The 25,413-nt window shown below is 60.4% G+C and carries 22 protein-coding genes and 2 pseudogenes; 4 read left to right on the top strand and 20 right to left on the bottom strand.

Translation table 11 applies throughout. The annotated features are described in order from the left end of the window. Positions 1-139 precede the first annotated feature (139 nt). Complete coding sequence (locus tag EYC95_RS11230) at positions 140-1,075, top strand: LysR family transcriptional regulator (protein WP_131060403.1); 936 nt, start codon at positions 140-142, stop codon at positions 1,073-1,075. A gap of 3 nt (positions 1,076-1,078) precedes the next feature. On the opposite strand, the gene EYC95_RS11225 is transcribed toward EYC95_RS11230, so the two are convergent. After that, the gene (locus tag EYC95_RS11225) at positions 1,079-1,444 is read right to left on the bottom strand and encodes a 5-carboxymethyl-2-hydroxymuconate Delta-isomerase (protein ID WP_131060402.1); all 366 of its coding nucleotides are present in this window, start codon (positions 1,442-1,444) and stop codon (positions 1,079-1,081) included. 220 nt (positions 1,445-1,664) lie between these two features. On the opposite strand from EYC95_RS11225, the gene EYC95_RS11220 reads away from it, so the two are divergent. Further along, positions 1,665-2,369, top strand: coding sequence for a ribonuclease (locus EYC95_RS11220; protein WP_131060401.1), 705 nt, complete (start codon positions 1,665-1,667; stop codon positions 2,367-2,369). A 48-nt stretch (positions 2,370-2,417) separates the two neighbouring features. On the opposite strand, the gene EYC95_RS11215 is transcribed toward EYC95_RS11220, so the two are convergent. From EYC95_RS11215 to EYC95_RS11195, 5 genes are all read right to left on the bottom strand, one after another. Next, positions 2,418-3,338, bottom strand: coding sequence for a LysR substrate-binding domain-containing protein (locus tag EYC95_RS11215; protein WP_131060400.1), 921 nt, complete (start codon positions 3,336-3,338; stop codon positions 2,418-2,420). 72 nt (positions 3,339-3,410) lie between these two features. After that, positions 3,411-5,525 carry a DUF6311 domain-containing protein gene (locus EYC95_RS11210; protein ID WP_131060399.1) on the bottom strand — a complete coding sequence of 705 codons (2,115 nt, stop codon included), beginning with the start codon at positions 5,523-5,525 and terminating at the stop codon, positions 3,411-3,413. Beyond that, the gene (locus tag EYC95_RS11205; RefSeq protein ID WP_131060398.1) at positions 5,522-5,908 is read right to left on the bottom strand and encodes a GtrA family protein; all 387 of its coding nucleotides are present in this window, start codon (positions 5,906-5,908) and stop codon (positions 5,522-5,524) included. The genes EYC95_RS11210 and EYC95_RS11205 overlap by 4 nt, the downstream gene beginning before the upstream one ends. Then, positions 5,905-6,615: a bifunctional 2-polyprenyl-6-hydroxyphenol methylase/3-demethylubiquinol 3-O-methyltransferase UbiG gene (locus EYC95_RS11200; RefSeq protein WP_131060397.1), complete on the bottom strand. Its 711-nt coding sequence runs from the start codon at positions 6,613-6,615 to the stop codon at positions 5,905-5,907. The genes EYC95_RS11205 and EYC95_RS11200 overlap by 4 nt, the downstream gene beginning before the upstream one ends. Positions 6,616-6,618: 3 nt before the next feature. After that, entirely contained in the window at positions 6,619-7,587 is a 969-nt protein-coding gene (locus EYC95_RS11195; protein ID WP_131060396.1) for a glycosyltransferase family 2 protein, read from the bottom strand. 277 nt (positions 7,588-7,864) lie between these two features. On the opposite strand from EYC95_RS11195, the gene EYC95_RS11190 reads away from it, so the two are divergent. After that, positions 7,865-8,056 carry a DUF1508 domain-containing protein gene (locus tag EYC95_RS11190; RefSeq protein WP_010462174.1) on the top strand — a complete coding sequence of 64 codons (192 nt, stop codon included), beginning with the start codon at positions 7,865-7,867 and terminating at the stop codon, positions 8,054-8,056. Positions 8,057-8,166: 110 nt separating this feature from the next. Here EYC95_RS11190 and EYC95_RS11185 read toward each other — a convergent pair whose 3' ends face one another. The 13 genes from EYC95_RS11185 to EYC95_RS11125 form a co-directional block, all read right to left on the bottom strand. Next, positions 8,167-8,871: an NAD(P)H-dependent oxidoreductase gene (locus tag EYC95_RS11185; protein ID WP_131060395.1), complete on the bottom strand. Its 705-nt coding sequence runs from the start codon at positions 8,869-8,871 to the stop codon at positions 8,167-8,169. A 54-nt stretch (positions 8,872-8,925) separates the two neighbouring features. Beyond that, on the bottom strand, positions 8,926-10,341 hold the full coding sequence (locus EYC95_RS11180) for an aldehyde dehydrogenase family protein (RefSeq protein ID WP_131060394.1): 1,416 nt from the start codon (positions 10,339-10,341) through the stop codon (positions 8,926-8,928). Next, on the bottom strand, positions 10,334-11,524 hold the full coding sequence (locus EYC95_RS11175) for a pyridoxal phosphate-dependent aminotransferase (protein ID WP_131060393.1): 1,191 nt from the start codon (positions 11,522-11,524) through the stop codon (positions 10,334-10,336). Before EYC95_RS11175 ends, EYC95_RS11180 begins: the two co-directional genes overlap by 8 nt. Positions 11,525-11,563: 39 nt before the next feature. Then, complete coding sequence (locus tag EYC95_RS11170) at positions 11,564-13,171, bottom strand: 5-guanidino-2-oxopentanoate decarboxylase (protein WP_131060392.1); 1,608 nt, start codon at positions 13,169-13,171, stop codon at positions 11,564-11,566. Positions 13,172-13,181: 10 nt separating this feature from the next. Continuing rightward, positions 13,182-15,281, bottom strand: a complete 2,100-nt coding sequence (locus tag EYC95_RS11165; protein ID WP_131060391.1) for an acetate--CoA ligase family protein — start codon at positions 15,279-15,281, stop codon at positions 13,182-13,184. An 18-nt stretch (positions 15,282-15,299) separates the two neighbouring features. Further along, positions 15,300-16,460 carry an acyl-CoA dehydrogenase family protein gene (locus EYC95_RS11160; RefSeq protein ID WP_131060390.1) on the bottom strand — a complete coding sequence of 387 codons (1,161 nt, stop codon included), beginning with the start codon at positions 16,458-16,460 and terminating at the stop codon, positions 15,300-15,302. 53 nt (positions 16,461-16,513) lie between these two features. Beyond that, positions 16,514-17,305 carry an enoyl-CoA hydratase/isomerase family protein gene (locus tag EYC95_RS11155; protein ID WP_131060389.1) on the bottom strand — a complete coding sequence of 264 codons (792 nt, stop codon included), beginning with the start codon at positions 17,303-17,305 and terminating at the stop codon, positions 16,514-16,516. Positions 17,306-17,682: 377 nt separating this feature from the next. Beyond that, positions 17,683-19,095: an amino acid permease gene (locus EYC95_RS11150; protein ID WP_131060388.1), complete on the bottom strand. Its 1,413-nt coding sequence runs from the start codon at positions 19,093-19,095 to the stop codon at positions 17,683-17,685. 186 nt (positions 19,096-19,281) lie between these two features. Beyond that, positions 19,282-21,543, bottom strand: a complete 2,262-nt coding sequence (locus tag EYC95_RS11145; RefSeq protein ID WP_131060387.1) for an ATP-binding protein — start codon at positions 21,541-21,543, stop codon at positions 19,282-19,284. Beyond that, positions 21,540-22,313, bottom strand: coding sequence for an ABC transporter substrate-binding protein (locus tag EYC95_RS11140; protein ID WP_131060465.1), 774 nt, complete (start codon positions 22,311-22,313; stop codon positions 21,540-21,542). Before EYC95_RS11140 ends, EYC95_RS11145 begins: the two co-directional genes overlap by 4 nt. Positions 22,314-22,318: 5 nt before the next feature. Next, positions 22,319-23,035 carry a response regulator gene (locus tag EYC95_RS11135; protein WP_131060386.1) on the bottom strand — a complete coding sequence of 239 codons (717 nt, stop codon included), beginning with the start codon at positions 23,033-23,035 and terminating at the stop codon, positions 22,319-22,321. 92 nt (positions 23,036-23,127) lie between these two features. Then, on the bottom strand, positions 23,128-23,775 hold the full coding sequence (locus EYC95_RS11130; RefSeq protein WP_131060385.1) for a TetR family transcriptional regulator C-terminal domain-containing protein: 648 nt from the start codon (positions 23,773-23,775) through the stop codon (positions 23,128-23,130). Positions 23,776-24,028: 253 nt separating this feature from the next. Continuing rightward, entirely contained in the window at positions 24,029-24,772 is a 744-nt protein-coding gene (locus EYC95_RS11125) for a class II aldolase/adducin family protein (RefSeq protein WP_131060464.1), read from the bottom strand. Here EYC95_RS11125 and EYC95_RS11120 point away from each other — a divergent pair. Continuing rightward, a pseudogene (locus EYC95_RS11120) lies at positions 24,728-24,838 on the top strand (ABC transporter substrate-binding protein); the annotation flags it as partial. The gene EYC95_RS11125 and the pseudogene EYC95_RS11120 sit on opposite strands and share 45 nt — an antisense overlap. Positions 24,839-24,898: 60 nt before the next feature. Here EYC95_RS11120 and EYC95_RS11115 read toward each other — a convergent pair. Next, positions 24,899-25,401: pseudogene (locus EYC95_RS11115) on the bottom strand (ABC transporter substrate-binding protein); the annotation flags it as partial. Positions 25,402-25,413: the final 12 nt, after the last annotated feature.

The raw sequence follows: 25,413 nt of genomic DNA, 5'->3' as shown, positions 1-25,413 counted from the left end.
GTCGTGTTCGTAACATTTTCTGTCCCACAACCGACCATGAAACGTCCTACAGGGCATTCTCCTGGCACCATCGTTCCGTTAGGATCATTCGTACACGTTTGCGCACAGTCAGCGCAAGGAGCACAGCGAGACGGAACGGATGCTGAACAGTAACTTGCTTAGAAAGCTCGATATGCAGGACCTCATGGTGTTTGTCGCCGTGTATGAGCAAAGCAGCGTCACCGGTGTGTCGGAGGCGCTCTGCGTCAGCCAGTCCACCGTGAGTTACTGCCTGAAAAAACTGCGCACCAGTTTTGAAGACGAGTTATTCATCAATACCCGCACGGGTATGCGCCCCACGTACAAAGCCAGCACCATGTACCCGCATGTGCTGAAGATCCTCGAAAGCATCAACCTCTGCCACGCCGGCGCTCACGCGTTCGATCCGACCTTGCAACCGGTCACGTTCAATGTCTGCGCGCCGGAATACTTCGAGCAGTTGATCCTGCCGCGCCTGTTGAAAAGCTTCGATTTCGCCGACCTGCCGGTGATGGTCAACATGCACAAGTTCGAAACCGATATCCCGACCGAAGACCTGCGCGATGGCAGCCTCGATCTGGTGATTTGCTTCGGCCCGCATTTTCATCGCAGCCACACCGACTTCAAATCCCGGCTGCTGCTGGAAGATGACCTGGTCTGCGTCTTCGACAAACGCGCCACACCATTGGAGCCACGTTTAAGCCTGAAAGCGTTTGTCGAACGCCGGCATGTGTTTCCGACGCCGTGGACGTCCACCACCAACATGGTCGATGGCTGGCTGGCGCGACAGGCGCACAAACGGCAGATTGTCGCGCGCTCCAACAGCTACAGCGCAGCGCTGAAAATGATCACCGGCACCGATTTCATCCTGACATTGCCCCGTCGCCTCCAGCAATTGCTGGCCAACGAGGCGATCTTCAATCACTGCGAAGCACCCAACGGCCTGCCGGGTTTCACCCTGGACATGCTGTGGAGTCAAAGCGTCGATCAGGACAGCGCCAACACCTGGCTGCGCGAGCAAGTGATCATGGCCTGCGCCGAGCAGGAAATGGCCTGAAACTCAGTGGCCGATGGCCGTCTTGGTGTAGGACTCTCGATCGATGTCGAGGATCTCCACGCACAACTGGACTTCAACCCCCGTCGGCCATTCACACAGCTCCTGCACCACGGTCAGCAGGCTTTCGGACAACTGCTGTTTGATCTGCGGCGGGCGACCGCTCAGCAGCGCCAGCTTCACATGCACAAACGCCCGCTCCCCCATCGCCGTGCCGACCTTGAAGGTCTCGACCTTCACCGCGCGGCTCTTGATGTCGAACTCCGCAGCAAACTGACCGGAAGCCACCAATGCATTGTTGAGCCGAATCAACGCCACGTCGGCGTTCAGCTCGGGCAGGTTGGCGGTGTATTCCATGTGCAGGTGGGGCATGGTTTGGCTCCTGATTAAATTGCAGTACTCAAACAAAGGGGTGGCGACGCTAGCCGTACATCCACTTGGATCTCCCAATGCCCCGTACTGTACTAGTGTTTCCAGATCAGGTCTGAAATTAGAAGTGTGCCGTTGATTGATCATGACGCTGACACTGCAAGCGTCCTCTCAAGCAGTGAGGAGGTAATCCGAAAACATACAGTTTCAAGGATCGAACACCATGAACCGTCTTTATGCCTCAATGGCCCTGTCTGCTATTTCTCTCTGCGCTCACGCTCTGGATCCAGGTGAAGAAAGCATGGAGGCAGTACCTAGCGCCAAATTTGACTACCTCGCCTATGCCGTCACTTGGCAGCCAACATTTTGCATGTTGAAGCCAGCCACTGCAGGCTGCGACAAACCGAAAAACCTCTTCTACACCCACGGCATCTGGGCTTATTACAACAGCACTGACCAATCGGCCAATCGCCACCCTTCCTTTTGTACCAAGTCAGTGGGGTGTGATCAGACCGGGGCGGTTTGCGAACTGTCCAAAACAGTCCAGGACCAGGCAATGGCCGATAAGGTTTTTTCTAAAATTGTCACCGAATCGCCCGAATACCTGATGAAACACGAATGGAAGAAACATGGCACTTGCTATGGCACCAGCCAAATACAATATTTCGAGGACTTTGTGAATTTGCGTAGCGCGGTCAAATACAATCCGGACTTCACCCAGTTTCAGGGTAAATCGCTGGATCTGGACTCATTAAAAGCGCTGTTTCCACCCAACACTTCATTTCGTTGCGTCAGCCAGGGCGGTAAACAGTATCTATTCGAGGTGTTCTATCTGATTGATCGGCAGGGGCAGCCGTACACCGAGGATCAAAAGCTGCAAATAGGGGAAAAGTGTCAGTCACGGGACATCCATATTCCGGTGGCTTGATCACTAAACTATCGGTCCGAATGAGTCAGCGACCCTGCCTGGCAAATTTCAGATCGGCGACTCAAGACGCTCACTCATGAACGCCTCCAACCGTGAGCGCCACCAGCGTTCGGCCTGATCGGTATCGACATGACTGAGCCAGACCATGGACAGGTCCAGCGTCGGCGTCTTGAACGGAAAGGGTTCCTTAAACAGTTGCCCTGAGGCCGCCATCGCCTCGGCAGTGTAATCCGGCAGGCTGGCGATGAGGTCGGTGCCGGCGAGCAGGGCCGGCAACGAACTGTATTGCGGCACCGACAGCACGACCTGACGCGTGCGGCCGATCTCCGCCAGCCATTCATCGGCATAGCCGCTGACGTTGGCGGTGTGCGACACCAACACGTGCGGGCGGGCGCAATATTCATCGAGGGTCAGCGGGGTGTCCGAGGCATCGGCGCGCAAAATGCTCGGCTGGATGTGCCGCAACAACTTGCGCTTGGCGTTGGCCGGCAAGCCGCGAGTCTGGCTGATGCCGACCGTGATATCGCCGGAGGCCAGCAAGTCGGGAATGCGCCAGTAATCGACATGCTGAACCACAAACACCACCTTCGGCGCTTCCTGGCGCAAAGCGCGCAGCAGCGGCGGCAGCAGGCCGAACTCGACATCGTCCGACAGCCCGATGCGAAAGGTCATGGTGCTGCTGGCCGGGTCGAAATCGTGGGTCAGGCTCAAGGCCACCGACAACGAATCCAGCGCCGGCGACAGGTGCAGAATGATCTCCTCGGCCCTCGCCGTCGGTTCCATGCGATGGCCGACCCGAATGAACAGCGGATCGTTGAACATCGTCCGCAAGCGGTTAAGCGCGGAACTGATGGTCGGCTGGCCGAGAAACAGCTTCTCCGCCACCCGCGTGACATTGCGCTCAAGCATCAACGTTTCGAACACCACCATCAGGTTGATGTCAGCCTTGCGCAGTTCGTTGCGATTCATTCCTTGCCCCCGCTCTTCAACACTTCAGGCAGTGTAGAAAGGCGCGACGGGGGCGTCTACGTGCGTCGGCTCTCAATTGACCGTCAGGGTCTTCAATCCGAATGCGAGTTGTCGGGCGTCCTCGCCTATCCCGAACTGTTTCGGGCTGACGGCGTCGGCGAACTGCATGTGCAAACTCAATACACCCTGACTCGACACCCGTTCTTGCATTTCGGTGGTGAGGCGCACATCGACAATGTTGCCATCGGCCTGCTGAAGTTGGGTCTTCAAAGCCGCAATGCCGTTGATGCTGATGACAACACTTTGGCCAGCATGCCCGGGAGGGAGAAACGCCGTGGCCTCCAGACGCAAGGAATGCACGGGCACCGGTACCCGGAACATGACTTCGGCGTCGGGACCTTCGGACCAGGTGCCCCAGAGCTCGGAATCGGACCAGCCCCTGGCCAGAAACGCTCTCCCCTTGCTGCCGTAACTGAATAGCGTTTTTTGTCCGGTTTCAAGGGCGGGTATCACCGCGAGCGGGTTAACTGGCGTGTTCATCTGCAAGCAAGCACCGCATTGTTTCCATCCCGGTGCAAGCACCGTAAATCCGTCTATTCGGGTAAACAGATCCTTTTGGGTATCAACGTTCATCACGGCCTGAAGCAGCGCACGCTCATCCAGCAGGTACAACGTGTCGGCATCATACTTTCCAGACGCCATTACCCCAGCAGTCTCCCGGTCGGCGCGTTTCCAATTGGCAGCATCCATTCGCCCAAGGTAAACCGCATTCGTTGCCATGCCATGGGCACCGGCAAAATCAGCCAACGCCATCCAGTGAGGGGAGAGATTCTGTGGAACGATCCAGCGAATGTTCTTGTAATGGGCCGCCGCGCTTTCCCAGAACGGATCGACCATGGGCGACGCCCACTTCGAAGCAGGTTCAACCATCAATTGCTTGCGAACGGCCACCCAGCCGGCGTGGGTGTCCAGCACCTGAATCAGTAGCGCCAGTGACAGCAAGCTCACAGCGGTGCGTGGTGTATTGGCGCGAATTACCAGGAAAATGATGGCGAAGATAATCGCGTAGTACACCGGCCAGAACATTCGCCCCGAGGCGCGGAAGATGTTGGCGATGGAAATCACCACCGGCGGCAGCGGATAGGTGAACTCCAGCAAGCCCATAGCCACATGGTTTGAAATCGCGAAAACAGTCAGCCCCACCATCGCCAACAGTAAAAAGGGTCGGCGCCGCAATTGTTGCCCGAAGCCGGTATCGCCTTGCAGTAAACCGACCATGGCACAGATGCCCAGCGCGATCAGCCCAAGTCCCAGAAAGGCAAATCCTTCGCCGTCACCGAACCCTTGAACACCGGGCAGATCCTTCAGTAAATAGGACCAGTTCCCCGGATCGATCAGTGACAGCAGGTTCATGGCGTACATGCCAAAACCATCGGATACCGCGCTGTCGCCGCCCACCGAAAAATAGCCCGCCTGCCAACAGCAGAAGCTGACCAACGAAAACAGCGCGATGAATTCGGTTAACGCCGACCGTAGCGTCAGTTTTTTCCTGGACCAACCGGCAGCGAGATTGGCAATCCAGATCACTGCAACCATTGCCAGAAAGTACGCGTGGACCAACGCGGCCGCCGCCAGCAACGCGCCCCATTTCAGATGTCGACGCTGCAGTTGCGGATGCAGCCCCAGGTACAACGAGGCCAGCACCAGAAAATGCCCGCCCAGGGACAAATGAAAGGGCATGCGCATGAGCATCGGCGGAACAAAAAGGAACAACGCCGTACTCACGGCCCGTACACCCACGTGCGAAGTCACCAGCCCGACCAGTTTCCAGGCGAACCACGCCTGCAGGACGAAACAGGTCAGGAACCAGAGGCCGAAGTACTGAAAAGGCATAGGCAACAGCGAGGCGAACGGTTTGAACAGGAAGGCCAGCAGCGGATTGGAATCAGAAAAAATGATGCCGTTGCCCAGCTCCAGCCCGTAGGACGGATTGAGCCCGATGGGAAAGCTCCAGGGTGACTGTCGGAAAAACACCCAGCCCAGATAATGCGTCGCCGGGTCACCGTTGCCCAGCCACGCAATGTTGAGCGGGTTCAGCGCCCTAGGCCCGACGACGAGGAAAAAGGCCACAACACCGATCAACAGGGGTACCAGGTTGAGCGGCAGGCGTTTAGCGAAATCCTTCATCGATACGTCCAGAAGTTATGCAATACAAAGGTGAAGGCCGGAATGGTCAGCGCCACCGCGCCGATCCCCAGCAAATAATGCAGCCCGGCCATTTGCGCGGCCCAGGCCACCAGCATCGCCAGCAGAAAACCGGCAACTGAAACCATCATGAAGCGCAGCAACGTTTGCCCGTGCAGCCGGGCGGAAAAGCTCCAGGTGGTATTGATCAGGTAAGACACCACGGTCGCCACGGCGAACGCCGCGCCGTTGGCCAAGGGCGGCAGAGGCAACACGTAGTTGATGAACAACACGGCCACCAGCGCGTGCAGGGCCGTGACGAACAACCCGGTCACGGCAAAACGCAGGCCACGCTGGATCAAGGCGGATTTTTCGGCTGACGTCACGGCTTCTGCGCCAGGACAAACACCGTCAGCCCGGCCAGGCGATTCGCGCCCATGAATGGCAGTTCGACGCTGCACAGCGTCTTCAACATCGTATTCACCAGCGGATGGTGCTGCTTGAGCTGCGAACGCGGTGGCGAGGGTTGCGCACCGCTGGGCAGCAAGCGCAGGGTGGCGGCAATCGGGAACACCAGACCGAAATAGTAAGCCCCCTGCTTCACGTTCAATCCGGCATCCCGAGCCACTGTCTCAAGCTGCGGCAAGGTATAGCGGCGCTTGTGTTCGAGGAAGTCATCGTGCCCACTCCAGAGAAACTGGAACGCCGGCACCGTCATCAGGAAACGGCTGCCGGAAGGGACTTTATCGACGTAGGCCTTGAGCAATTCGACGTCGTCATCGACATGTTCCAACACGTCCATCAGCAGCACCAGATCGGCGTCCACCGAGTCGATGCCGCGACGGTAATGCACCGGTTTACCGACAGTTGTGGCGTCCGAATCGGCGTCGTAGCTGATGTCGACACACCACGCTTCACGGGCCGCTGAGTGCGTCAGTAAATGGTGGGAAAAGAACCCGGAGCCGGCGCCCACGTCGAGAATCTTTTTGATCGGCGTGTTGCCCAGCATGCGCGTCGTGGCCGCCGCTTTGGAGGCGTAATACCAATGCTGGTCGATGCTTGAACCGAGGATGTCGGTTTCCTTGAGATCCATGGTTCAGTCCTTGGGGTCATAGACTCGCCGCACCAGATACACCGGGCGGCGTTTTGACTCGATGTAGGTCCGGCCCAGGTATTCACCCAGCACGCCGATGCCGATCAATTGCAGGCCGCCGAGAAAAGTGACGGCGACCATCAGCGAGGCATAACCCGGCAGATCGACACCGGAGATCAAGGTGCGCAAGATGATAAAAATGGCGAACGAAAAAGAGATCAGCGAAACGAACAGCCCCAGATACGTCCAGATGCGCAGCGGTTCCGTGCTGAAACTGGTGATGCCTTCCAGCGCGAAGTTCCACAAGCGCCAGCCGTTGAATTTGCTCGCCCCGGCGACCCGCTCGAGACGCTCGTAGTTCACGTAGGTGGTGCGAAATCCGACCCAGGCAAACAGGCCTTTCATGAAGCGCCGGGACTCGGGCAAGGTTTGCAAGGCATCCACCACGCAGCGGTCCATCAGCCGAAAATCGCCAACGTTTTCCGGAAGGTGCTGCTCAGCAATTTTGTTGTGCAGGCGATAGAACCAGTTGGCCGAGGTTTGCTTGGCCCAGGAGTCGGTCTTGCGACTCACACGATGGCCCAGCACCACTTCATAGCCTTCACGCCAGCGGGCGATCATTTCGAGGATGACTTCAGGCGGGTCCTGCAAATCGACATCGATCGGCACCACCACCTGGCCGGTGGCGGTCTGCAAGCCTGCGGTCAGGGCCGCTTCCTTGCCGAAATTGCGACTCAGATCGACAACGCGAAGGCGCGAATCGGTCTGTTGACGTTCCAGCAGCAGGTCGAGCGTGGTGTCGGTGCTGCCGTCGTTGACGAACACCATTTCAAGACTGACCAGCGTTTCTTCCTTGAAGACGTCAGTGATCCGCGCGATGAACAAATCAATGGTCGCCGCTTCGTTGAATACCGGTATCACGAGCGAAAGCTGCAAATGCCCGGCCAGTTGCGTTCCGTGCTGATGAGTCAATTGATTGCTCTTTTTTATAGTGGTTTTTCTACAATCCGAGGTCGCCGACCGCTGATCGACGCCATGAGCCGTGTCGTATTAAGCAGGACCGAGGGAGGTGATGCAAGGGCGAAACTGCGGGGGGTTTGGCCATTCGCGCCGGCCCGGTTGCGCGTGCTGAAATATTTTCAAATGCCTGGAAACAAATGCCTGATGGTCAAAAAAGCCAGCTCCGCTAGGCTTGCCCCCGATGCGTCACACAGGTTGTCGCAATTACCCATCGCATGGAGCGAGCAGAATGTATTTCGAGATTTACAGGCAATCCAAAGGCACGCCGAGCACCGGAAAAGGACAATGGCGCTGGCGCTTGAGGGCGGGGAACCACGAGACGATCGCCAGTGGCGAGTCGTATGTGAACAAGGCGGATTGCCTGCACGCCATCGGGTTGATCAAAGGGGTCGAGGGTGAGACGCCGGTGAAGGAGATCTAAACCTGAGGCCAATGCCGAAACTGTTCAGCGACTGTGAACAGCTTCGGCATTTTAGGTTGAGCTCGCGAAGAGGGCCGAAAGAACACCCTCAACCCTGGTCAAAGCCCCCATTAGCCAGGCAACGGATACAACCCATCATCAAACTGCGACAACCGCGCAAACTGCATCGGCTGATCATCACTCAGGTGTTCCAGTCGCTGCTGGAAACTCTGCAGGAAATCCTTGCGAGCCTCGTCGCTGATGTACGGCACATGCCAGGCCACGAACGGCTCCAGCACGTCAAACCCGACATAGGCCAGCGTGCCGCGCAGGATCGGCCGCAACATGTCTTCCAGCGGACCGTGAATCGCGCCGTCACCGAACATATGCTCACGGCCGCCCAAGGTGATGGACACCAGCGCCTTTTTGCCACTCAACCCGCCCTGGTCATAAAAGCGCTTGCCGCCGTAGCAGATACCCGACACCAGCACCCGATCAATCCAGCCCTTGAGGATGGCAGGAGTCGAGAACCAGAAAATCGGGAAGTTCAGAATCAGCAGGTCAGCCCACAACAGTTTGTCGAGCTCTTGCTGGATGTCCGGCGCCAGCGACTGGCTCTTCACGCCCAGGCGTTGCTCCAGCGCATACACCAGGTACTCGGGGTTTTCCCGCGAGGAAAAGTCATCGGCGCTGGCCACCGGGTTCCAGTTCATCGCGTACAGGTCGCTGACCTGGACCTCATGCCCTTGGGCTTCGAGTGTCGCCACCGCTTGGTCACGCAGTGCGGCGGTGAAGGATTTCGGCTCCGGATGGGCGTGGACAATCAATACTTTCATGGCAATTCCCTAGACGCTGACAGGTTTTGAATTTGAGGGCGATAACGCTTCACGTCACACCTGGATCGCCTTCACTTCGACAAACTCGTTGAGCCCCTCCTCTCCCCATTCCCGGCCATTGCCCGACTGTTTATAGCCACCGAACGGCGCCTGATAATTGAACGCCGCGCCGTTGAGAAAGCACTGCCCGGCGCGCAACTGACGCCCAAGGTGCAAGGCGCGCTCAGTGCTGGCGGCCCAGACGCCGCTGGACAAGCCGAACGGCGAATCGTTGGCGATCTGAATCGCTTGCGCTTCATCGGCGTAAGGAATCAGGCACAGCACCGGACCGAAGATTTCTTCCTGGGCGATGCGCATGCGGTTGTCGACATCGGCGAACAGCGTCGGGCTGACGTAGTAACCGCGCTCGAAGGCGTGCGCCGTATCGCCGCCACACAGCAGTCGCGCGCCTTCCTGTTGACCGACCTGAATGTAGTCACGCACGGTGCGCCGTTGCGCCGCCGAACACATCGGCCCGAGGAAACTCTGCGGGTCCAGCGGATCGCCCATGCGCAGGCTTTGGGTTTCGGCGATGGCCAGTTCCACGGCCTCGGCATAACGACTGGCGGGCAGCAACATGCGGGTCAACGCGGTGCAGGTCTGCCCGGAGTTGATCATCACGTCCTGCACGCCGTAGCGCACCGCGGCAGCAAGGTCCGCGTCTTCGGCAATCAACAATGCCGACTTGCCGCCCAGTTCCAGGCACACACGCTTCACCGAAGGCGCTGCCGCCTGCGCCACGCGAACCCCGGCGCCGGTGGAGCCGGTGAACGAGACCATGTCCACGTCCGGGTGTTTGGCCAGTGCTTCGCCGACCTTCGAACCCGGTCCGCTGACCAGGTTGAACACCCCCGCCGGCAAGCCGATGGCTTCAATCATCTGCGCCAGCAAAAAGGCGTGCAGCGGCGTTTCCTGACTCGGCTTGACCACCACGGTGCAACCGGCGGCCAGTGCCGGAGCCAGCTTGCCGATCAGTTGATGCAGCGGGTAATTCCACGGGTTGATGAAGGCGCACACACCGACCGCCTCGCGGATCACCAGCGAATTGCCGACCTCGCGCACTTCATCCATCAAGCCGGCGAGTTCGACGTATTGCTCCAGGCCGATGATGGGCCCGTCGACCTGAACCGAGCGACACCATTGCACCGGCATCCCCAGTTCAGTGGTGATCACCGCGGCCATCTCGTCGGCCCGCGTGTGCAGTTGCTCGGCGAGCGCGCGCAGGTAACCGGCGCGAACGCTTGACGGTGTGCGCGACCATGGACCGAACGCCCGGCGCGCGGCGGCCACCGCGTTGTCGACATCGCGCTCATCGCCCAGCGGCACCGAACCGGCGACTTCTTCAGTGGCCGGGTTGATCACCTCGGCGATGCCTTGCCCCGAAGGCGTTTGCCAGCGGCCATCGATAAACAGCGTCTTGTGATTATGCATAGACTTGGGCTTCCATCAGTTCAGTGGCGCAACGGGTGATTCGTTGGCAGGCATCACGCAAGGGTTCTGCGCCCAACACCAGCCCCAGTCGGATATGCCCGGCAGCGCTCGGGCCGAAGGCTTCACCGGCCAGGACCGAGACGCCATGACGGTCGAGCAAGCGGTCGGCAAACGCTTGGGCACTGAGCCCGGTGTCGCGGACATCGACCATCACGAACATTCCGCCATCGGGTTTCAAGGCGCGCACGCCGGGGCAGTCGGCCAGGCATTCGCAGACCAGATCGCGACGTTGGCGATAGGCTTCGCGCATCGCTTCCAGTTCCGGCAGATTGCTTTCCAGCGCGACGACGGCGGCGTCCTGCACGAAATCCGGCAAACCGTAGAGCATGCACAGCGCCAGGTTTTCCAGGTGCGCGGCTAGGGCGGGTGGCGTGATCGACCAGCCGATGCGCCAGCCGGTCATGGCATGGGATTTCGACAAACTGTTCAGCGTTGCGGTGCGCTCGGCCATGCCCGGCAGACTGGCCGGGCTGATGTGTTCGCCGTTGTAAAGCAACTCGCTGTAGACCTCATCGGAAATCAGCCACAGGTCGTGGGTGATGCACAGCTGCGCCAACGCTTGCCACGTGGCGCGCGGCAAACTGGCGCCCGACGGGTTGTGCGGACTGTTGAGCACCAGCGCCCGAGTACGCGGCGTGATGCGTGCGGCGACGTCTTCGGGCAGTACCCGAAAACCGTTCTCCGAGCGCGCTGGCACTGGAATCACCACTGCGCCACAGGCACCGAACACCGCTTCATAGGTGACGTACATCGGTTCGGCGACGATCACTTCATCGCCTGGATTCAGTACGCACTGAGCCACGCAGAACAACGCACATTGCGCCCCGGCGAGCACAGTAACCTGCTCCGCCGAGACGTGCTGGCCGCTGCGTTTGCCGTAATGCCGGGCGATGCTTTCACGCAGTGCACGTTTGCCGCGTACGTCGGCGTAGTGGGTATTGCCGGACAACAGGCTGTCGATGGCCGCCTGCACAATCGGCACCGGCGTGTCGAAATCCGGGTCGCCAACTGACAGCAGCAGAATGTCCTCACCCTGCTCTTGCAGCGCCAATGCACGGTAATGAATGTCCCAGGCGGCGGCGCCGTCACCGGCGATACGTTGAGTCAGATCGGAAAAGCGCATGGCCCCATCCCCTTAAAAAAGCCCTGTAAAAAATGGCAGTCAGAGCGCGCACGCATGCTTGAGTTCGATCAGGGTCACGCCGTTGCGCTTGAAGCCATGGCGCAAATCGGTTTGCAGTTCGGCCAGGCTCTGCGGCTCGCTCACGGTGCAACCGAACGCGCGGCCAAGGGCGGCAAAGTCCGGGTTGCGCGGCAGCACGCCAATCGGCTCGATATCCAGCCCAATCATGTCGTCGCGAATCTGCCCCAACGCGTCGTTGTTCCAGAGCAACACCACCAGCGGGCTGTCCAGCTCTTCGACGGCGGTGGCCAGTTCTTGCGCGGTGTAGAGAAAACCGCCGTCTCCAACCAGCACCAGCCCAGGCCGCTGCGGTGCGCCGAACTTGGCGCCGATGCCCGCCGGCAAGCCGTAACCCAACGTGCCGTAACCGGTGGGATGCAACCAGCTGCGAGGCGCCAGGCTGTTGAAGGCGTAGTTGCCGGTGTAGGCCAGCTGGGTCATGTCGGTGCTGATGAAAGCATCGTCCGGCAGCTCGGCAGCGATCCGTTCGAGAATCGCCTGGTGGATCGACTGCAACGGGCCGTGGCTGTTTTGCACCGCTTCACGCAGTGCGGCGACAGACGCGATCGCTGCGCTGGCATCGCGCCTGGCGGGCGACAGACGTTCCAGCAATGCGGTGAGGGTGTGTTGCGCGTCGCCTTGCAGCGCCACCGTGCATGGGTAGAAATCGTTGAACTTGCGCGGGTCGATGTCCACGCGAAGCAGTTGGGCATTCAGTGGCAGACGCTCGCGCCAGAAATCGGTGTCGGCCATTTCGGTGCCGACGGCCAGCACCACGTCGGCCTCGGCGATCAGTTGCCAGCCCGGCTCCACGCACAGGGTCGAGCCGGCATTCAATGGTGCATCCGGCGGCAACAGGCCTTTACCGGCAACGCTGGTGAACAGCGGCGCGGCGAGCCGGGTGCTGAGTTCGTGCACTTGCTGCTGCGCATTCAATGCGCCACCGCCAGCGATGATCATCGGCCGCTTCGCGCTTTGCAGCTTGGCCACAGCCTGGTCCAGCGCCGTGGCTGCCGGTACGCCACGGCTTGGGCGACGCACCACTTCATTGCTCCAGTCGCGGGTGATTTTTGCGGACAACACGTCGAGCGGCACCGAGATGTGCACCGGGCGCGGACGTTCGCTGTCGAACACCGCGTAGGCACGGGCGATCAACTCGGGCAGGTCTTCGGCACTGAGCGCCACCGCCGAGAACGCGGTGATCGGCGCGGTGATTGCGCGCTGGTCCTGAGTTTCGTGCAGACACCCCCAGCCTTTACCGAGGCTGGCCGTGTGGTTGACGCTGGAAATCACCAGCATCGGAATCGAGTCGGCATACGCCTGGCCGATGCCGGTCGCGGCGTTGGTCACGCCCGGCCCGGTGATGATGAAGCACACGCCCGGTTTGCCGCTGACCCGCGCGTAGCCGTCGGCCATGAAACTGGCGCCTTGCTCGTGGCGAGTCAGCACATGACGAATGCCGCTGCCGGGCAAGCCGCGATACAACTCCAGCGTGTGTACGCCGGGAATGCCGAACACGGTGTCGACGCCGTAGTTGGCCAGAAGACGCACCAGGGCCTGGCCGCCGGTCAATGTTGTGCTTTGCATGTTCACTTCCTCACTCGTGGCCGAGGCGAATCAACGCATCGACCGCAGTCGTGCCATGGGCACCGACCAACAATGGGTTCACATCGAGTTCCAGCAACTGCCCGGCGTTCTCGCAGGCGTAATCGGCCACCGCACGAATCGCCGCCACCAGCGCGTCCAGATCCGCCGCTTCACGACCGCGAAAACCTTGCAGCAACGGGGCACTGCGCAGGCTCAACAACGCTTGGCGAATGGCGCCATCGGTGGTCGGCAGCAGCAGGCTGCGGCTGTCCTTGAGCAACTCCACCAGAATCCCGCCCGCACCGATGACCAGCGCCAGGCCGAAGTCGTTTTCGCGTTTGATGCCGACAATCAATTCGGCTAACGGCGGTGTGGCCATCGGTTCCAGCAGCACCTGATCGAACGGCACCTGCGGCGCGTAATCGGCAATGCTCGCGCGCATTTTTTCCAGTGCGGCGCTCAGGGCCGCGGCGTCCTTGAGGTTCAACGCCACGGCGCCGGCTTCGGTTTTGTGCGGCAGTTGGGCACTGACCGCTTTCAATACCAGCGGATAACCCAGTGCATTGGCGTCACTCAATGCGTTGTCCGGGGTGCTCAATACGCCGTTCGGCGTCGGCAGGCCAAAGGCGCGCAAGGCTTTTTTGGAATCCCATTCATTGAGCAAGCGACCTTCGCCTTCCAGCGCTTGCGGGCAATGCGGAACCAGCGCCGATTCACCGAGCGCCAGCAGCGCCTGGCGATTGCGTTGATAGCCCGCAATTCGGCCCCACGCGGTCAGCCCGTCTTCCACGCCTTGCAACGCCGACACGCCTTGGGCATGCAGACGTTCGCGAGCATGGGCCGGCAGCAATTCCGGGAACGCCGAGGTGACAAAACCGGTTTTGCCGTGGCGGACCAGGGCGGCGCAATACAACTCCAGCAGCAGGTCGCATTCCTTGCGTTCGCCGGTAAATTGCGCCGGGTAATCGAGCACCAGCATCGCTGCATCGGCTTCGGTGCGCAGGGCGCTGTCGAGCATGCGATTCAAGGCTTCGCCGTCACCCCAGATCGCCGTGGTGAAATCCAGCGGATTGACCAGGTTGGCGTAGCTTGGCAGCACGTGCGCCAGCTCTTCTCGCTGACCCTCATCGAGTGTCGGCAAGGTCAGGTCGTTGCGTTCGGCGTAGTCGGCAATCAGCCCGGCATCACCGCCCGAACAGGCCAACGCGATCAGACTGTTGCCCGTCGGCAGCTTGCCGCACGCCGCCGCTTTCAGGGTTTCGACAAAACTCACCGGGCCACTGACGCGGATCACGCCGAGGCGCGCAAACAGACTGTCGTACAGCGCATCAGAACCGGACAGTGAGCTGGTGTGACTGAGCGCCAGTTCGGCACCGATCTGCGACACGCCGGTTTTCAGGGCGATGATCGGAATGCCTTTCTCCAAGGCCTTGTGCGCGGCGCGGGCAAAACCCGGGACGTTTTTCAGACCTTCGAGGTGCAAGCCGATGGCAGTGACTCGCGGCTCGTCGAGCAGCACGTCCATCAATTCGGCAACGCCCAGTTGCGCCTGATTGCCGACCGAGGCCATGTAGGCCACCGGCAGTGAGCGGTCGCTCATCGATAAGTTATAAGCAAAGTTGCCGCTTTGGGTCAGGACAGCGACGCCCTTCTCCACCGGTTTGCCGCCATGCGCCACCGGCCACAGCGCGGAGCTGTGCAGGTAGTCGAGCAAGCCGTAGCAGTTGGGGCCGAGCAAGGCCATGTTGCCAGCCGCCTGAAGCAACTGCTGCTGCAAGGCCTGGCCCTCGGCGCCGGTTTCGGCGAACCCGGAGGCGTAGCAGATGGCCCCGCCCGCGCCTTTGGCGGCCAGTTCGGCGACGCAGGTCAGGGTCAGTTCGCGGTTGGTCGCGATGAACACCGCGTCCGGGCCGCACGGCAGTTCGGCGATGCTGCGCACACAGGGCACGCCTTCAAGGGTGTCGTGCTGCGGATTGACCAGCCACGTCTCGCCAAGGTAGCCACCTTCGGCGCAGCGCTTGAGCGCGCGGGCCATGCTGCGGCCACCGACAAACGCCAGGTGGCGCGGTGCGAGCAAGCGTTTGAGGTTGTCACGAATCGTTTGCGACATAGCAGTTCTCCGGGCGGATCAGCGCAACAGTGGCCGCAGCAATTCGCGGGAAATGATGTGACGCTGGATCTCCGAGGTGCCTTCCCAGACACGCTCGATCCGCGCGTTACGCCAGATGCGTTCCACCGGGCATTCATCCATCAGGCCCATGCCGCCAAAGATCTGCACCGCCTCATCGGCGACCTTGCCGAGCACTTCACTGGCGAACAACTTGGCCATACCGGCCTCGCCATCGGTCATGGTGCCCTGGTCCATTTTCCAGGCGGTGTACAAGGTCAGCAGTTCGGCCGCGCGGATCTGCGTGACCATGTCGGCGAGCTTGAACGAGATGCCCTGATAGGTGCCGATCGGCTGACCGAACTGCTTGCGATCCGCGGCCCATTGCAGCGACACGTCGAGCGCGCGTTGTGCCTGGCCGACGCAGTTGGCCGCGACCATCACCCGCCCGGCGGTGAGCCAGGCGTTGGCCACGTCCCAGCCCTTGCCGACTTCGCCCAGTACCTTATTGGCCGGTACGCGGCAGTCGTCGAAGAACATTTCAAAAGTGTGGTAACCGCGGTTGCTCACGCACTTGGGTCCACGGCGAATGGTCATGCCCGGCGTGTCGCGATCGACCAGGAACGAGGTCACGGCGTTGCGTTTGCGGCCGTTGTGCTCGTAGGTGTCGGTGACGGCGAAAACGATGGCGAAATCGGCGTGCCCGGCGTGGCTGATGAAGTGCTTGCTGCCATTGAGAACGAAGTCATCGCCGTCGCGCACGGCGCGGGTCTTGATCGCGTTGGCATCGGAACCGGCGCCCGGTTCGGTCAGCGCGAAGCAATCGATCTTCTCGCCCTGGATGCACGGCAGCAGGTAGTCGTTGATCTGCTCGTCGGTGCAGGCCATGAGGATTTTCGACGGCCGCGCGACGAACACATGCAGCGCCCATGACACCTTGGACAGCTCGCGTTCGATCAGCGCCTGGGACAGGTAATCGAGGCCGCCACCGCCCACTTCTTCCGGCATGTTGAAGGCATAGAAACCCGCCGCAATCGCCTTGCCACGAATCTGTGCCGCCAACTCGGGGGAGACTTCGTCGGCGCGGTCGACCGCTTCCTCATGAGGTAGCAGTTCCTTGGCGACAAAGCTGCGTACCGCGTCCACCAACATTTCTTGTTCTTGGGTCAGTTGGAAATTCATGGGGCTACCTGTTGTTCATGTGCTGAGTAGGTGTACGGGGCAAGCCACCGGGCTTATTGGCCGCTGAAGTGGGCCGGGCGTTTTTCGATGGCGGCGCGCAAGGCTTCGGCGCCGTCCTGGCTGCGACCGCAGAGCAGGCCGGCGGCGAGCTCGGCTTGCAGTTGCTCCGGTAGGCTGCGCTGGGCGCCTTCGCGCATGAGTTTTTTGGTCTGGGCGAAAGCGAACGTCGGACCGTTGGCCAGGCGCGTGGCCAATTCAGTGGTCACGTCGTGCAGTTGATCATCGGCGCAGACTTCGCCGACGAGGCCGGCAGCCAAGGCACGCTCGGCGCTCCACATTTCGTCGAGAAACAGCAGACGCTTGGCTTGTTCAGTGCCGATCAGGCGTGGCAAATGCCAACTGGCACCGGCGTCCGGCGAGTAGGCCATGCTGGTGTAGCCGGCCTTGAACCGTGCTGATTGCGCGGCAATACGCAAGTCGCAGCACAGCGTCAGGTCCATCCCGGCGCCGACGGCCGTGCCATTGATCGCGGCGATGGTCGGTTTTTCGAGGCTGTATAAACGGCTCATCAGTGCGTGGGCGGTTTCGGTCCAGCCGTAACTTTCGAGGGCACCGCGAGCTTCTGCTTCCGCCCACTCGGCGAGGTCGGCTCCGGCGCAGAAGCTGCGGCCGCTGCCGGTCAGCACAACGACTCGAACGGCGGGATCGGCGTTGAACTCATCGAGCAAGGTGTGCAGGTTTTTCAGGGTTGGAATGTCCAGCGCATTGCGCTGGGCGGCACGATCGAGGGTGATCCAGGCCACACCGGCTTTTACCTGGCACAGAAGAGAAATGTGAGTAGTCATGCGAATCCTCGAATTATTGTGTTTGGCCTGAGGTGATGCGACTTGAGGTCATACTAAACGAGTGTTCAGTAAGACGGCAATTGGCGAGGAAATTGGCTGTAACAGTCACATTTACTTAGTAAGTAATTGTTTTTATTGAATTAATTCAAGAGATACGGTTTTGCAGCAACCGCGCTGTTACAACTTTGAACAACTGCGTGCGGGATCGACGATTTACAGCCCTCCACAAACGACTGTGGGAGTGAGCTGTGGCGAGGGGATGTATCCCCGTTGGGTGGCGCAGCCGCCCCCAAAAAATGGGCCTGCTTCGCAGTCCAACGGGGATAAATCCCCTCGCCACAGTTCGCTCCCACATGGTTTTGTCTTGGTGTGTGCGGTTACGCCGTCGGCAAGCTCGGCGCCAGCACCGCCTGGCGTTTGCGTTGGGTCAGGAAATACGCGGCGTAGCACACCGCGATAAACCCAAAGCCCCAATACAACGAAGGACGCTGCGTCTCATCCAGTGCCAGGAACACGAACAGCGAGCAGCACAACGCAATGCACGTCAGCGGCAGCAGCGGGAACCACGGCGCGCGGTATTTCAGATCGCTGAGCTTGCCGCCATCGCGCAGGTAAGCCTTGCGGAATTTGTACTGCGCCAGTGCGATCACAATCCAGGTCACCGTACCGGACATGCCGCTCACCGCCATCAGCACCATGAACAGCGTGTCCGCCGCGACGAAGCTGGTCATCAACGACACCAGCGCGAAGCACAAGGTGATGCTCAGCGCCCGCAATGGCACGCCGCGCTTGCTCAACGGCGACAGGCTTTTCGGCGCCATGCCGGTCTTCGACATCGCCCACAGAATGCGCGTCGAGGCGTAAAGGCCGGAGTTGCCCACCGACAGAATCGCCGTGAGGATCACGAAGTTCATCAGGTCGGCCGCATAAGGAATGCCGACCATGTCGAACACCTGCACGAACGGACTTTCCATCAACCCGGCCTGCTGCCACGGCACGATCGCCGATAGCACCACGATCGCCAGCACATAGAAAATCAACACGCGGAACACCACGTTGCGAACGGCGCGCGGGATGCTTTTTTCCGGCTGATCGGTTTCGCCGGCGGCCACGCCCATGATCTCGCAGCCCTGGAAGGCGTAGACCACGGTCATCATCACCGCGAACACAGCGGACATGCCGTTGGGGAACAGCGAGTCACCAATCAGGTTGCTCATCATCGGTGCCGGGGCGCCGCTGCTGAGCGGGATCGCACCGAAGATCACCAACACACCGACCACGATAAAACCGAGAATCGCCGCGACCTTGATCCCGGAGAACCAGTATTCCGCTTCACCGAAGGCGCGCGTCGCCAACGCATTCAGGCCGAAAAGCACCACCACGAACAGCGCCGACCAATACCAGATCGGAATGGTCGGGAACCAGCGCTCCATCAGCATGCCTGCCGCCGTGAATTCAAGGCCCACGGTCGTCGCCCAACTCATCCAGTACACCCAGCCGATCATGAACCCGGTGGCTGGCCCGATGAATTTGGTCGCATGGGTTTGAAACGAGCCGGACACCGGCATTTGCACGGACAGTTCGCCCAGGCAAACCATCACCAGGTACATCAGGAAACCGGCGACCAGATAAGCCAGAATCGCCCCCACCGGCCCGCCCTGGTTGATCGTCACCCCGGAGCCCATGAACAGCCCTGTGCCAATCACGCCGCCCAGGGACAACATGAAAATGTGCCGGCTCTTCAGGGCGCGGGTCAGATGGATGCCTTTACGTTCGGTAGATTCGCTCATGTCCGCACCCCATCAGCGAGGTGCGCGGAGCGCGAGGAGGGATCAGCTTTAGGGCCGTTCATTATTATTATCTCCAATAAGCTTCGAAGACCGCGCTGTGGCGGTTGCCTCGATTATTGGAAGACCATGTAAGCTCACGTTGACCGTAACGATCGAAGTTGTAAAAAGACGTAACAAACTTGTACGTCAGGTGTGCAGCAGGTCAGCCAGCGTCTGTTGCGAATGCCGTAATTGCACATGAACCTGCGGCGCCAATGCCCGCAACCTTGATTCGTCGTTGACCAGCGCGGCCTCTTCCAACGCGCGCAACACATTGGCCAGTGCACGAAAGCCCAATGAATCGCTGCTGCCGGCCAGGCGATGCGCCAGATGAGCGACTTCGGTGCAATCGTCGGCCTCGATCGCTTCCGTGAGCGCCTCGCGATGTTGACTGATCGAATCGCGCAACACCGCCAGCAATCCCTGAAGTTTCTGCTCACCGAGCAAGGTGCGGTGAGTGTCCAGCAGCGGCCAATCCATCGTTTCGTCATCAGGCTGCTGCGCAAGTGTGGGTGAGTTCCCGGCCAGCGCCTGACGCAGATTGTCGAGTTTCAGCGGTTTGGCGAGAATGCCATCCATCCCGGCATCCAGATAACCGCGCACCAGCGCCGGTTGCACGCTGGCGGTCAGGGCGAAGATTCGGCAGTGGCGGTTCGGGCCGTCGGTGCGGCGGATCAGTGTGCACAACTCGACGCCACTGATGCCTGGCAGGTGAACATCGAGCAGGATCAAATCGAACGCCTGCCCGGCGCATTGCGTCAGCGCCTGTTCGCCGTCTTCGGCGAGCCAGACTTGATGCCCGTCCCGTTGCAGCAAGCCGCTGACCACATCCCGGTTCAGCGCCACATCTTCGACCACCAGAATCTTCAGCGCCTGGCCGGGCTCGCTGCTTGACGCCACATCGGTGGTGCCGGTCGAGGGCAGTAATGTCAGCTCGAACCAGAAACAACTGCCCCGCCCGACGTCACTTTCAACGCCGATCTGCCCGCCCAACTGCCCCACCAGATGTTTGCAAATGGCCAGTCCGAGACCGGTTCCGCCGAAGCGTTGCGCCACTTCCTCGCTGGCCTGGGTGAAGCGCTCGAAAATCTTTTCCTGCACCGCCGCCGCAATGCCGATGCCGTTGTCCGTCACACTCACGCGCAGCCGTTGCCCGGTCTGTTGCGGGATGGGAGCCAATAGCACGACCTCGACTTCAACCTCTCCGCCCTCGGTGAACTTGATCGCGTTGGCCAGCAAGTTGCTCAATACCTGACGCAAGAATTGTTCGGCCCCGTTGTGCCGGTCAGCGACCTGTGGATCCATCTGGCAATGCAGCGTCGTGTCGTTGCTCAAAGCGCGCGGTTCCAGCAGCGTCAGCACCTCATCCAGCAACTGGCGGAGCGAAAAATCCACCGGTTCCGGGTGGCTGACACCTTCCTCCAAACGAGCGAAATACAGCACTTCATTGAGAATCGACAGCAACCCTTCGCCCGCCTTGTACAACGCATCCAGACGCTTGCCGTCACGCTCATCCAGACTCGCGCCGCGCAGCAATTCAGCCATGCCGAGGATGCCGTTGAGCGGTGTGCGCAACTCGTGGCTCATGGTCGCCAGAAAGCGCGACTTGGCGAGGTTGGCCGCTTCGGCTTCGTCCTTGGCACGCATCAGGCTGGCGGTGCGACGCTCGACCATCCGGAACAGTTCATCGCGGTTGTCTTGCAGGGCCAGCCGATCGCTTTCACGGCGGTCGATGTCACTGAGAATGGCCCGGCGCATGTCGTCCAGCGCATAGGCGACGGTGTCGATCTCATCCGGGTGAGGGCTGCGGCGCTTGTCCAAATGCATCGGCTCGTACCAGTCACCGGCGGCGATGCGCCGCGCAAACTCGGCCATGACTTGCAGGTGTCGGGTCACCAAGCGATAAAACAACCACGATAGCGCCACCGCCAGCCCGCACAGAAACATGCTCATCCACAGCAAACTGGTCAAACCGGTGGCATACAAACGCTGATGCACAGCGCCCAGATCAGTGCTGACTTCCAGTTGCCCGAGATGCCGTAGCGGCCCGGACGGCGGTTGATAGTCCAGTTGAAAACGCTCGATGCGCAGCGGTCCTGTCGGGCTCGGATTGCCTTGCAGCAAATCGAAATCCGCGCTGGTCAGACGAACCCGCGCCACGTCGGAAAAATCCACCAGCCCGCGCAGCTGCACATTCAATTGTCCCTCGTTCAAATCCCAGAGACTGCGCTCCAGGCTGGCCAGATACCCGGCGCGAATCAGCTCCATGCGCGAATCGATCTCGCGCATCTCGCGGCGGTATTCGAAGTACAACTGCACGGTGCTGGCCAACACGGTGAAGCACAGGCTGAACAACAGAATGAACAGCAGCAGACGCCGCAGCAGTCCACCGGGTCGAGCGCGGATCATGGCGAATTCGCCGGCAGGTTGACCATGTCGCGGTAGGTGACTTCGCTTTCGTTGAGCAAACGGTCGACCTCTCCGGCATCGACCATGCGCTTGAGTTGCGCATCGATGTCCGGCATGAGGCTGGCCAGCGGGGAACGGCGTGATACCGCAATCCGCAGGTAGTCCACGCTCAAGGACGTGGGCAATGCGACGATGTCCTGCGCGCCCGGCAGATTTTCGACGTAGAGCTCGCCGGTGCGTCGCTCCGAGGTGATGAAGTCGATGCGCCCGCGGATCAGTTTGCCGAAGTTCTGGCGGCTGTCAGAGACCCACTCGATGTTTTGGTGTTGTGCAACCATGTGGTCGAATTCCACGCCGTAACTTTCACCAAACAACAGTCCGCCACGGTAACTGGCCAAGTCCTCCAGACGCTCGAATTTCACCGGACGCTGACGATTGATAAACAACGCGACCTCTTCACGCAGCACCGGCACCGTGGAAAAAATCATGCTCCGTTCCCGTTGCGCGGTGTTGTAGGCCAACACCACATCGACCCGGCCTTCGGCCGCGTCGAGCAGGCAGCGTTTCCAGTTGCCGAGCACAACGATTTCCACTTCGTAGCCGAGTTTTTCGAAGAGGTTTTTCACCACACTTGGGGCCACGCCGCGCACCTGTTTGCCGTCGCTCCAGGAGATCGGCGGGTAAACCGGATAGTCGCAGTAGCGAATCTTTTCCGCCGCCATCGCGCTGTTCGCGACCACCGCCAACAGCAGCGCAAACACCCGCCACATAAAACTCAAGCCGCCACGCTGGCGGTGAACAGGTAACCGGCGCCGTGGATGGTGATGATCAGTTGCGGCTCGGCCGGGTCGTCGTGCAACTTGCGTCGCAGACGTCCGACCAGCACGTCAATGGAGCGATCATTGGGCACCCACTCGCGGTTGCGGATCTGATCCATCAACTGATCGCGGCTCAAGGTATGGCCGCTGTTGCGCAGGAATACGCTGAGCAACTGGTACTCGCCGTGGGTCAGCAGGGTTTCGCTGCCGGTGGGGTCGATCAGCCGCCGGCGATCGGTGTCCAGCGCCCAGTCGGCAAATTGTTTGACCGGCTTTGCGATGGCCGCTACCGGTTGAGGCACCTGCGCGTGACGAACTCGGCGGATCAGGTTTTTCGCCCGGGACACCAGCTCGCGTGGGTTGAGGGGTTTGATCACGTAGTCATCGGCGCCGCATTCGAGGCCGACGATGCGGTCGATCTCATCGTTGCGCCCGGTGATCAGAATGATCCCGACTTCCGAACGGACCCGCAGCTCCCGCGTCAGGGTCAGGCCGTCCTTACCCGGCAGGCGGATATCGAGCATCACCAGATCAACCGTCTGGCTCGCCAGAAAGGTGTCGGCCAGCTCCGCCGTGGCCGCGCAATGCACGTCATAACCTTCCTGGGACAGGTAGGCGTGCAGCAGTTCGCGAATCAGCGGATCGTCATCGACGATCAGTACTCGAGGAGTCATCGCTAGGTGTCCCGCGTATGCCCGAAGGCGTGTTTCTTATTAGAGTGTTTTGTTGCCTTTGCGCCAGAGAGTATCGACAGCTGAACGACCGATCAACAGCCCGTCGTCTGGACGCAAAACCGTTGGCGACCACCGGCCTGCAATCCATCGACCCAGGCTTCGCAAATCTGGATGCCTTGCTCCGGGGTGAAGGTGCCAGGGTTGAGGCCCGACTCCAGCCACAAACCGTCGAGCAATGCGCTGAGGCTGATGGCGGCCAGATCGGCGTCGAAGTTTTCCCAGCCCTCCTCCTGCGCCAGCTCGGTCAGGACCTTGCGCAAGATGCCGCGGTACTCGCCGTAGGAATGCTCGTGCGCGAGGTTGATTGACTCCGCCGTGCGCACCGCGCCCCAGAATGCCAGCCAGGCATCGATCAGTTGCGGGTCGAGCAGTTCGGCGGAGAAAGACCCGCGGAAGAACGCCGACAAGCGCTCGCGGGCGTTGGGCGCCGCATGCTCCATAGCGTCGCGCAGCAAACTCATGACACGACCGGTGATCGCCCGGTAAGCTTCGGCCACCAGTTCATCCTTGCCGGAATAATGATGGCTGATCAACCCGACCGAGACACCGGCCTCGGCGGAAATCTTGCGGATCGATGCGCCCTGGAAGCCGTGGCGCTTGAGGCAAACCAGCGTGGCTTCGATCAGGTTGGCCTTGCGCAACTCCGGCTCCATGCGGGAAAAACGGGCTTCCTGACTCATGAGCGACACTCTCCGTGGACAATCGTTAGGGCGCGGCTGGACAATCCGCGGGCTGAACGACTGTACAGCAAGAGAGTGGGAAGTCTCCAGTCAGTTGCACGCCCCAGAAACCGGATGACTGACACACCGCTTTCGCGAGCAGGCTCGCTCCCACACTGATCTGAGCAGTAATCCAATATCTGCGCCCGACACATAACCCTGTGGGAGTGAGCCTGCTCGCGATATAGGTAGTCCATCCATTCAAAAACCCAGGTCAGTCCCGATAACCCGGCGCCACCCGCTCAAGCAATCGCAACAACGCCGCCCAAGCCAACTGCACGGCATCCGGGTCGCTCAACTCGCCTTCATCCAGCGGACGGCCAGGATCGTTGAACTGACGCTCGGTGTGTTCGCACACTTTGCTCGGCGGCAAAACCAGTTCACCTGCAGCCTGCGCGGCGAGCTGGATTTCGCACGCTTTTTCCAGGTAATACATGCGCAAGAAGGCCTGGCTCACGGTCTCGCCAACGGTCAACAAACCGTGGTTACGCAGCATCAGCACCGGCTTGTCGCCAAGGTCCTGCACCAGACGCTGCTGCTCGCTCATGTCCAGCGCCACGCCCTCATAGTCGTGATAGGCAACCCGACCATAGAACTCCATGGAAATCTGATTCACCGGCAACAACCCGCATTTCAACGCCGCGACCGCGCAACCGGATCGGGTGTGGGTGTGCAGCACGAACTGTGCATCTTCACGTGCACCGTGGATGGCACTGTGAATCACAAACCCCGCAGGATTCACCGGGTACGGCGTCGGCTCCACGGCCCGGCCATCGAGACCGATTTTCACCAGATTGGACGCGGTGATTTCATCGAACATCAGCCCGTACGGATTGATCAGGAAGTGATGTTCAGGCCCCGGCAGGCGCACCGAGATGTGGGTAAAAATCAGATCTGTGATGCGAAAGTGCGCGACCGGGCCTTCGCCAAACTCACTGAACTCAAACCCTATATCCAGTGGTGGGAGGCCGGCGCGCAACCGGCGCAATGGCTGACGGCCGGGGATGTGGTGATGACCTCGACGTCCAGCAAGGCGAACTCAAGGTCCGACGGGGTGAAGGTCGATGACGTTTATTCAGTGTTTGTACACCGCACGTTTGCGCAGCCCGCGTTTGCCAGGGATTTTCTGCACATCCCAGAAGTCAGCCCAAGAGGTCGGGGCCTGCGCCAGCTTCTGAGTGTCATAGGCAATCGCCACGCTCCACACCAGCGCTGCGGAACCGCACGGCTGCGCCGCATCGGGAATCAACTGCTCGATGCGACCCAGGGTTTTCCAGTCGAGTTTTTCATACCTTCATCGCAACCGCGCATCAGGTCCGGGCCTTCAATCTGCACCACGTCCCAATCGGCATTGCCGGTGTCGACCATCACTTTGATCCGGGCCATCTCACCGTTGTATTCACTCTAGATCAGCTTGCTGTGATCCGCGACGCTGAACGGCTGGAAAAACGCCACATCCTGGGCTTTCTGGCCGGCGCCGCCGTAACCCACCACCACCATGTCCGGTGCTGCCTGAGCGCTCCCAAGGCCCATGGCCAAGGACAGCAACAAGGGATAAAAACCGTGCTTGAGCGTATTCGATTTCATCAGTGGTTCCTC

Source organism: Pseudomonas sp. BGI-2 (assembly GCF_004310295.1).
GTDB lineage: Bacteria > Pseudomonadota > Gammaproteobacteria > Pseudomonadales > Pseudomonadaceae > Aquipseudomonas.
The sequence above is the reverse complement of the archived record's forward strand: the minus strand, read 5'-3'. Positions and strand labels throughout refer to the sequence as shown.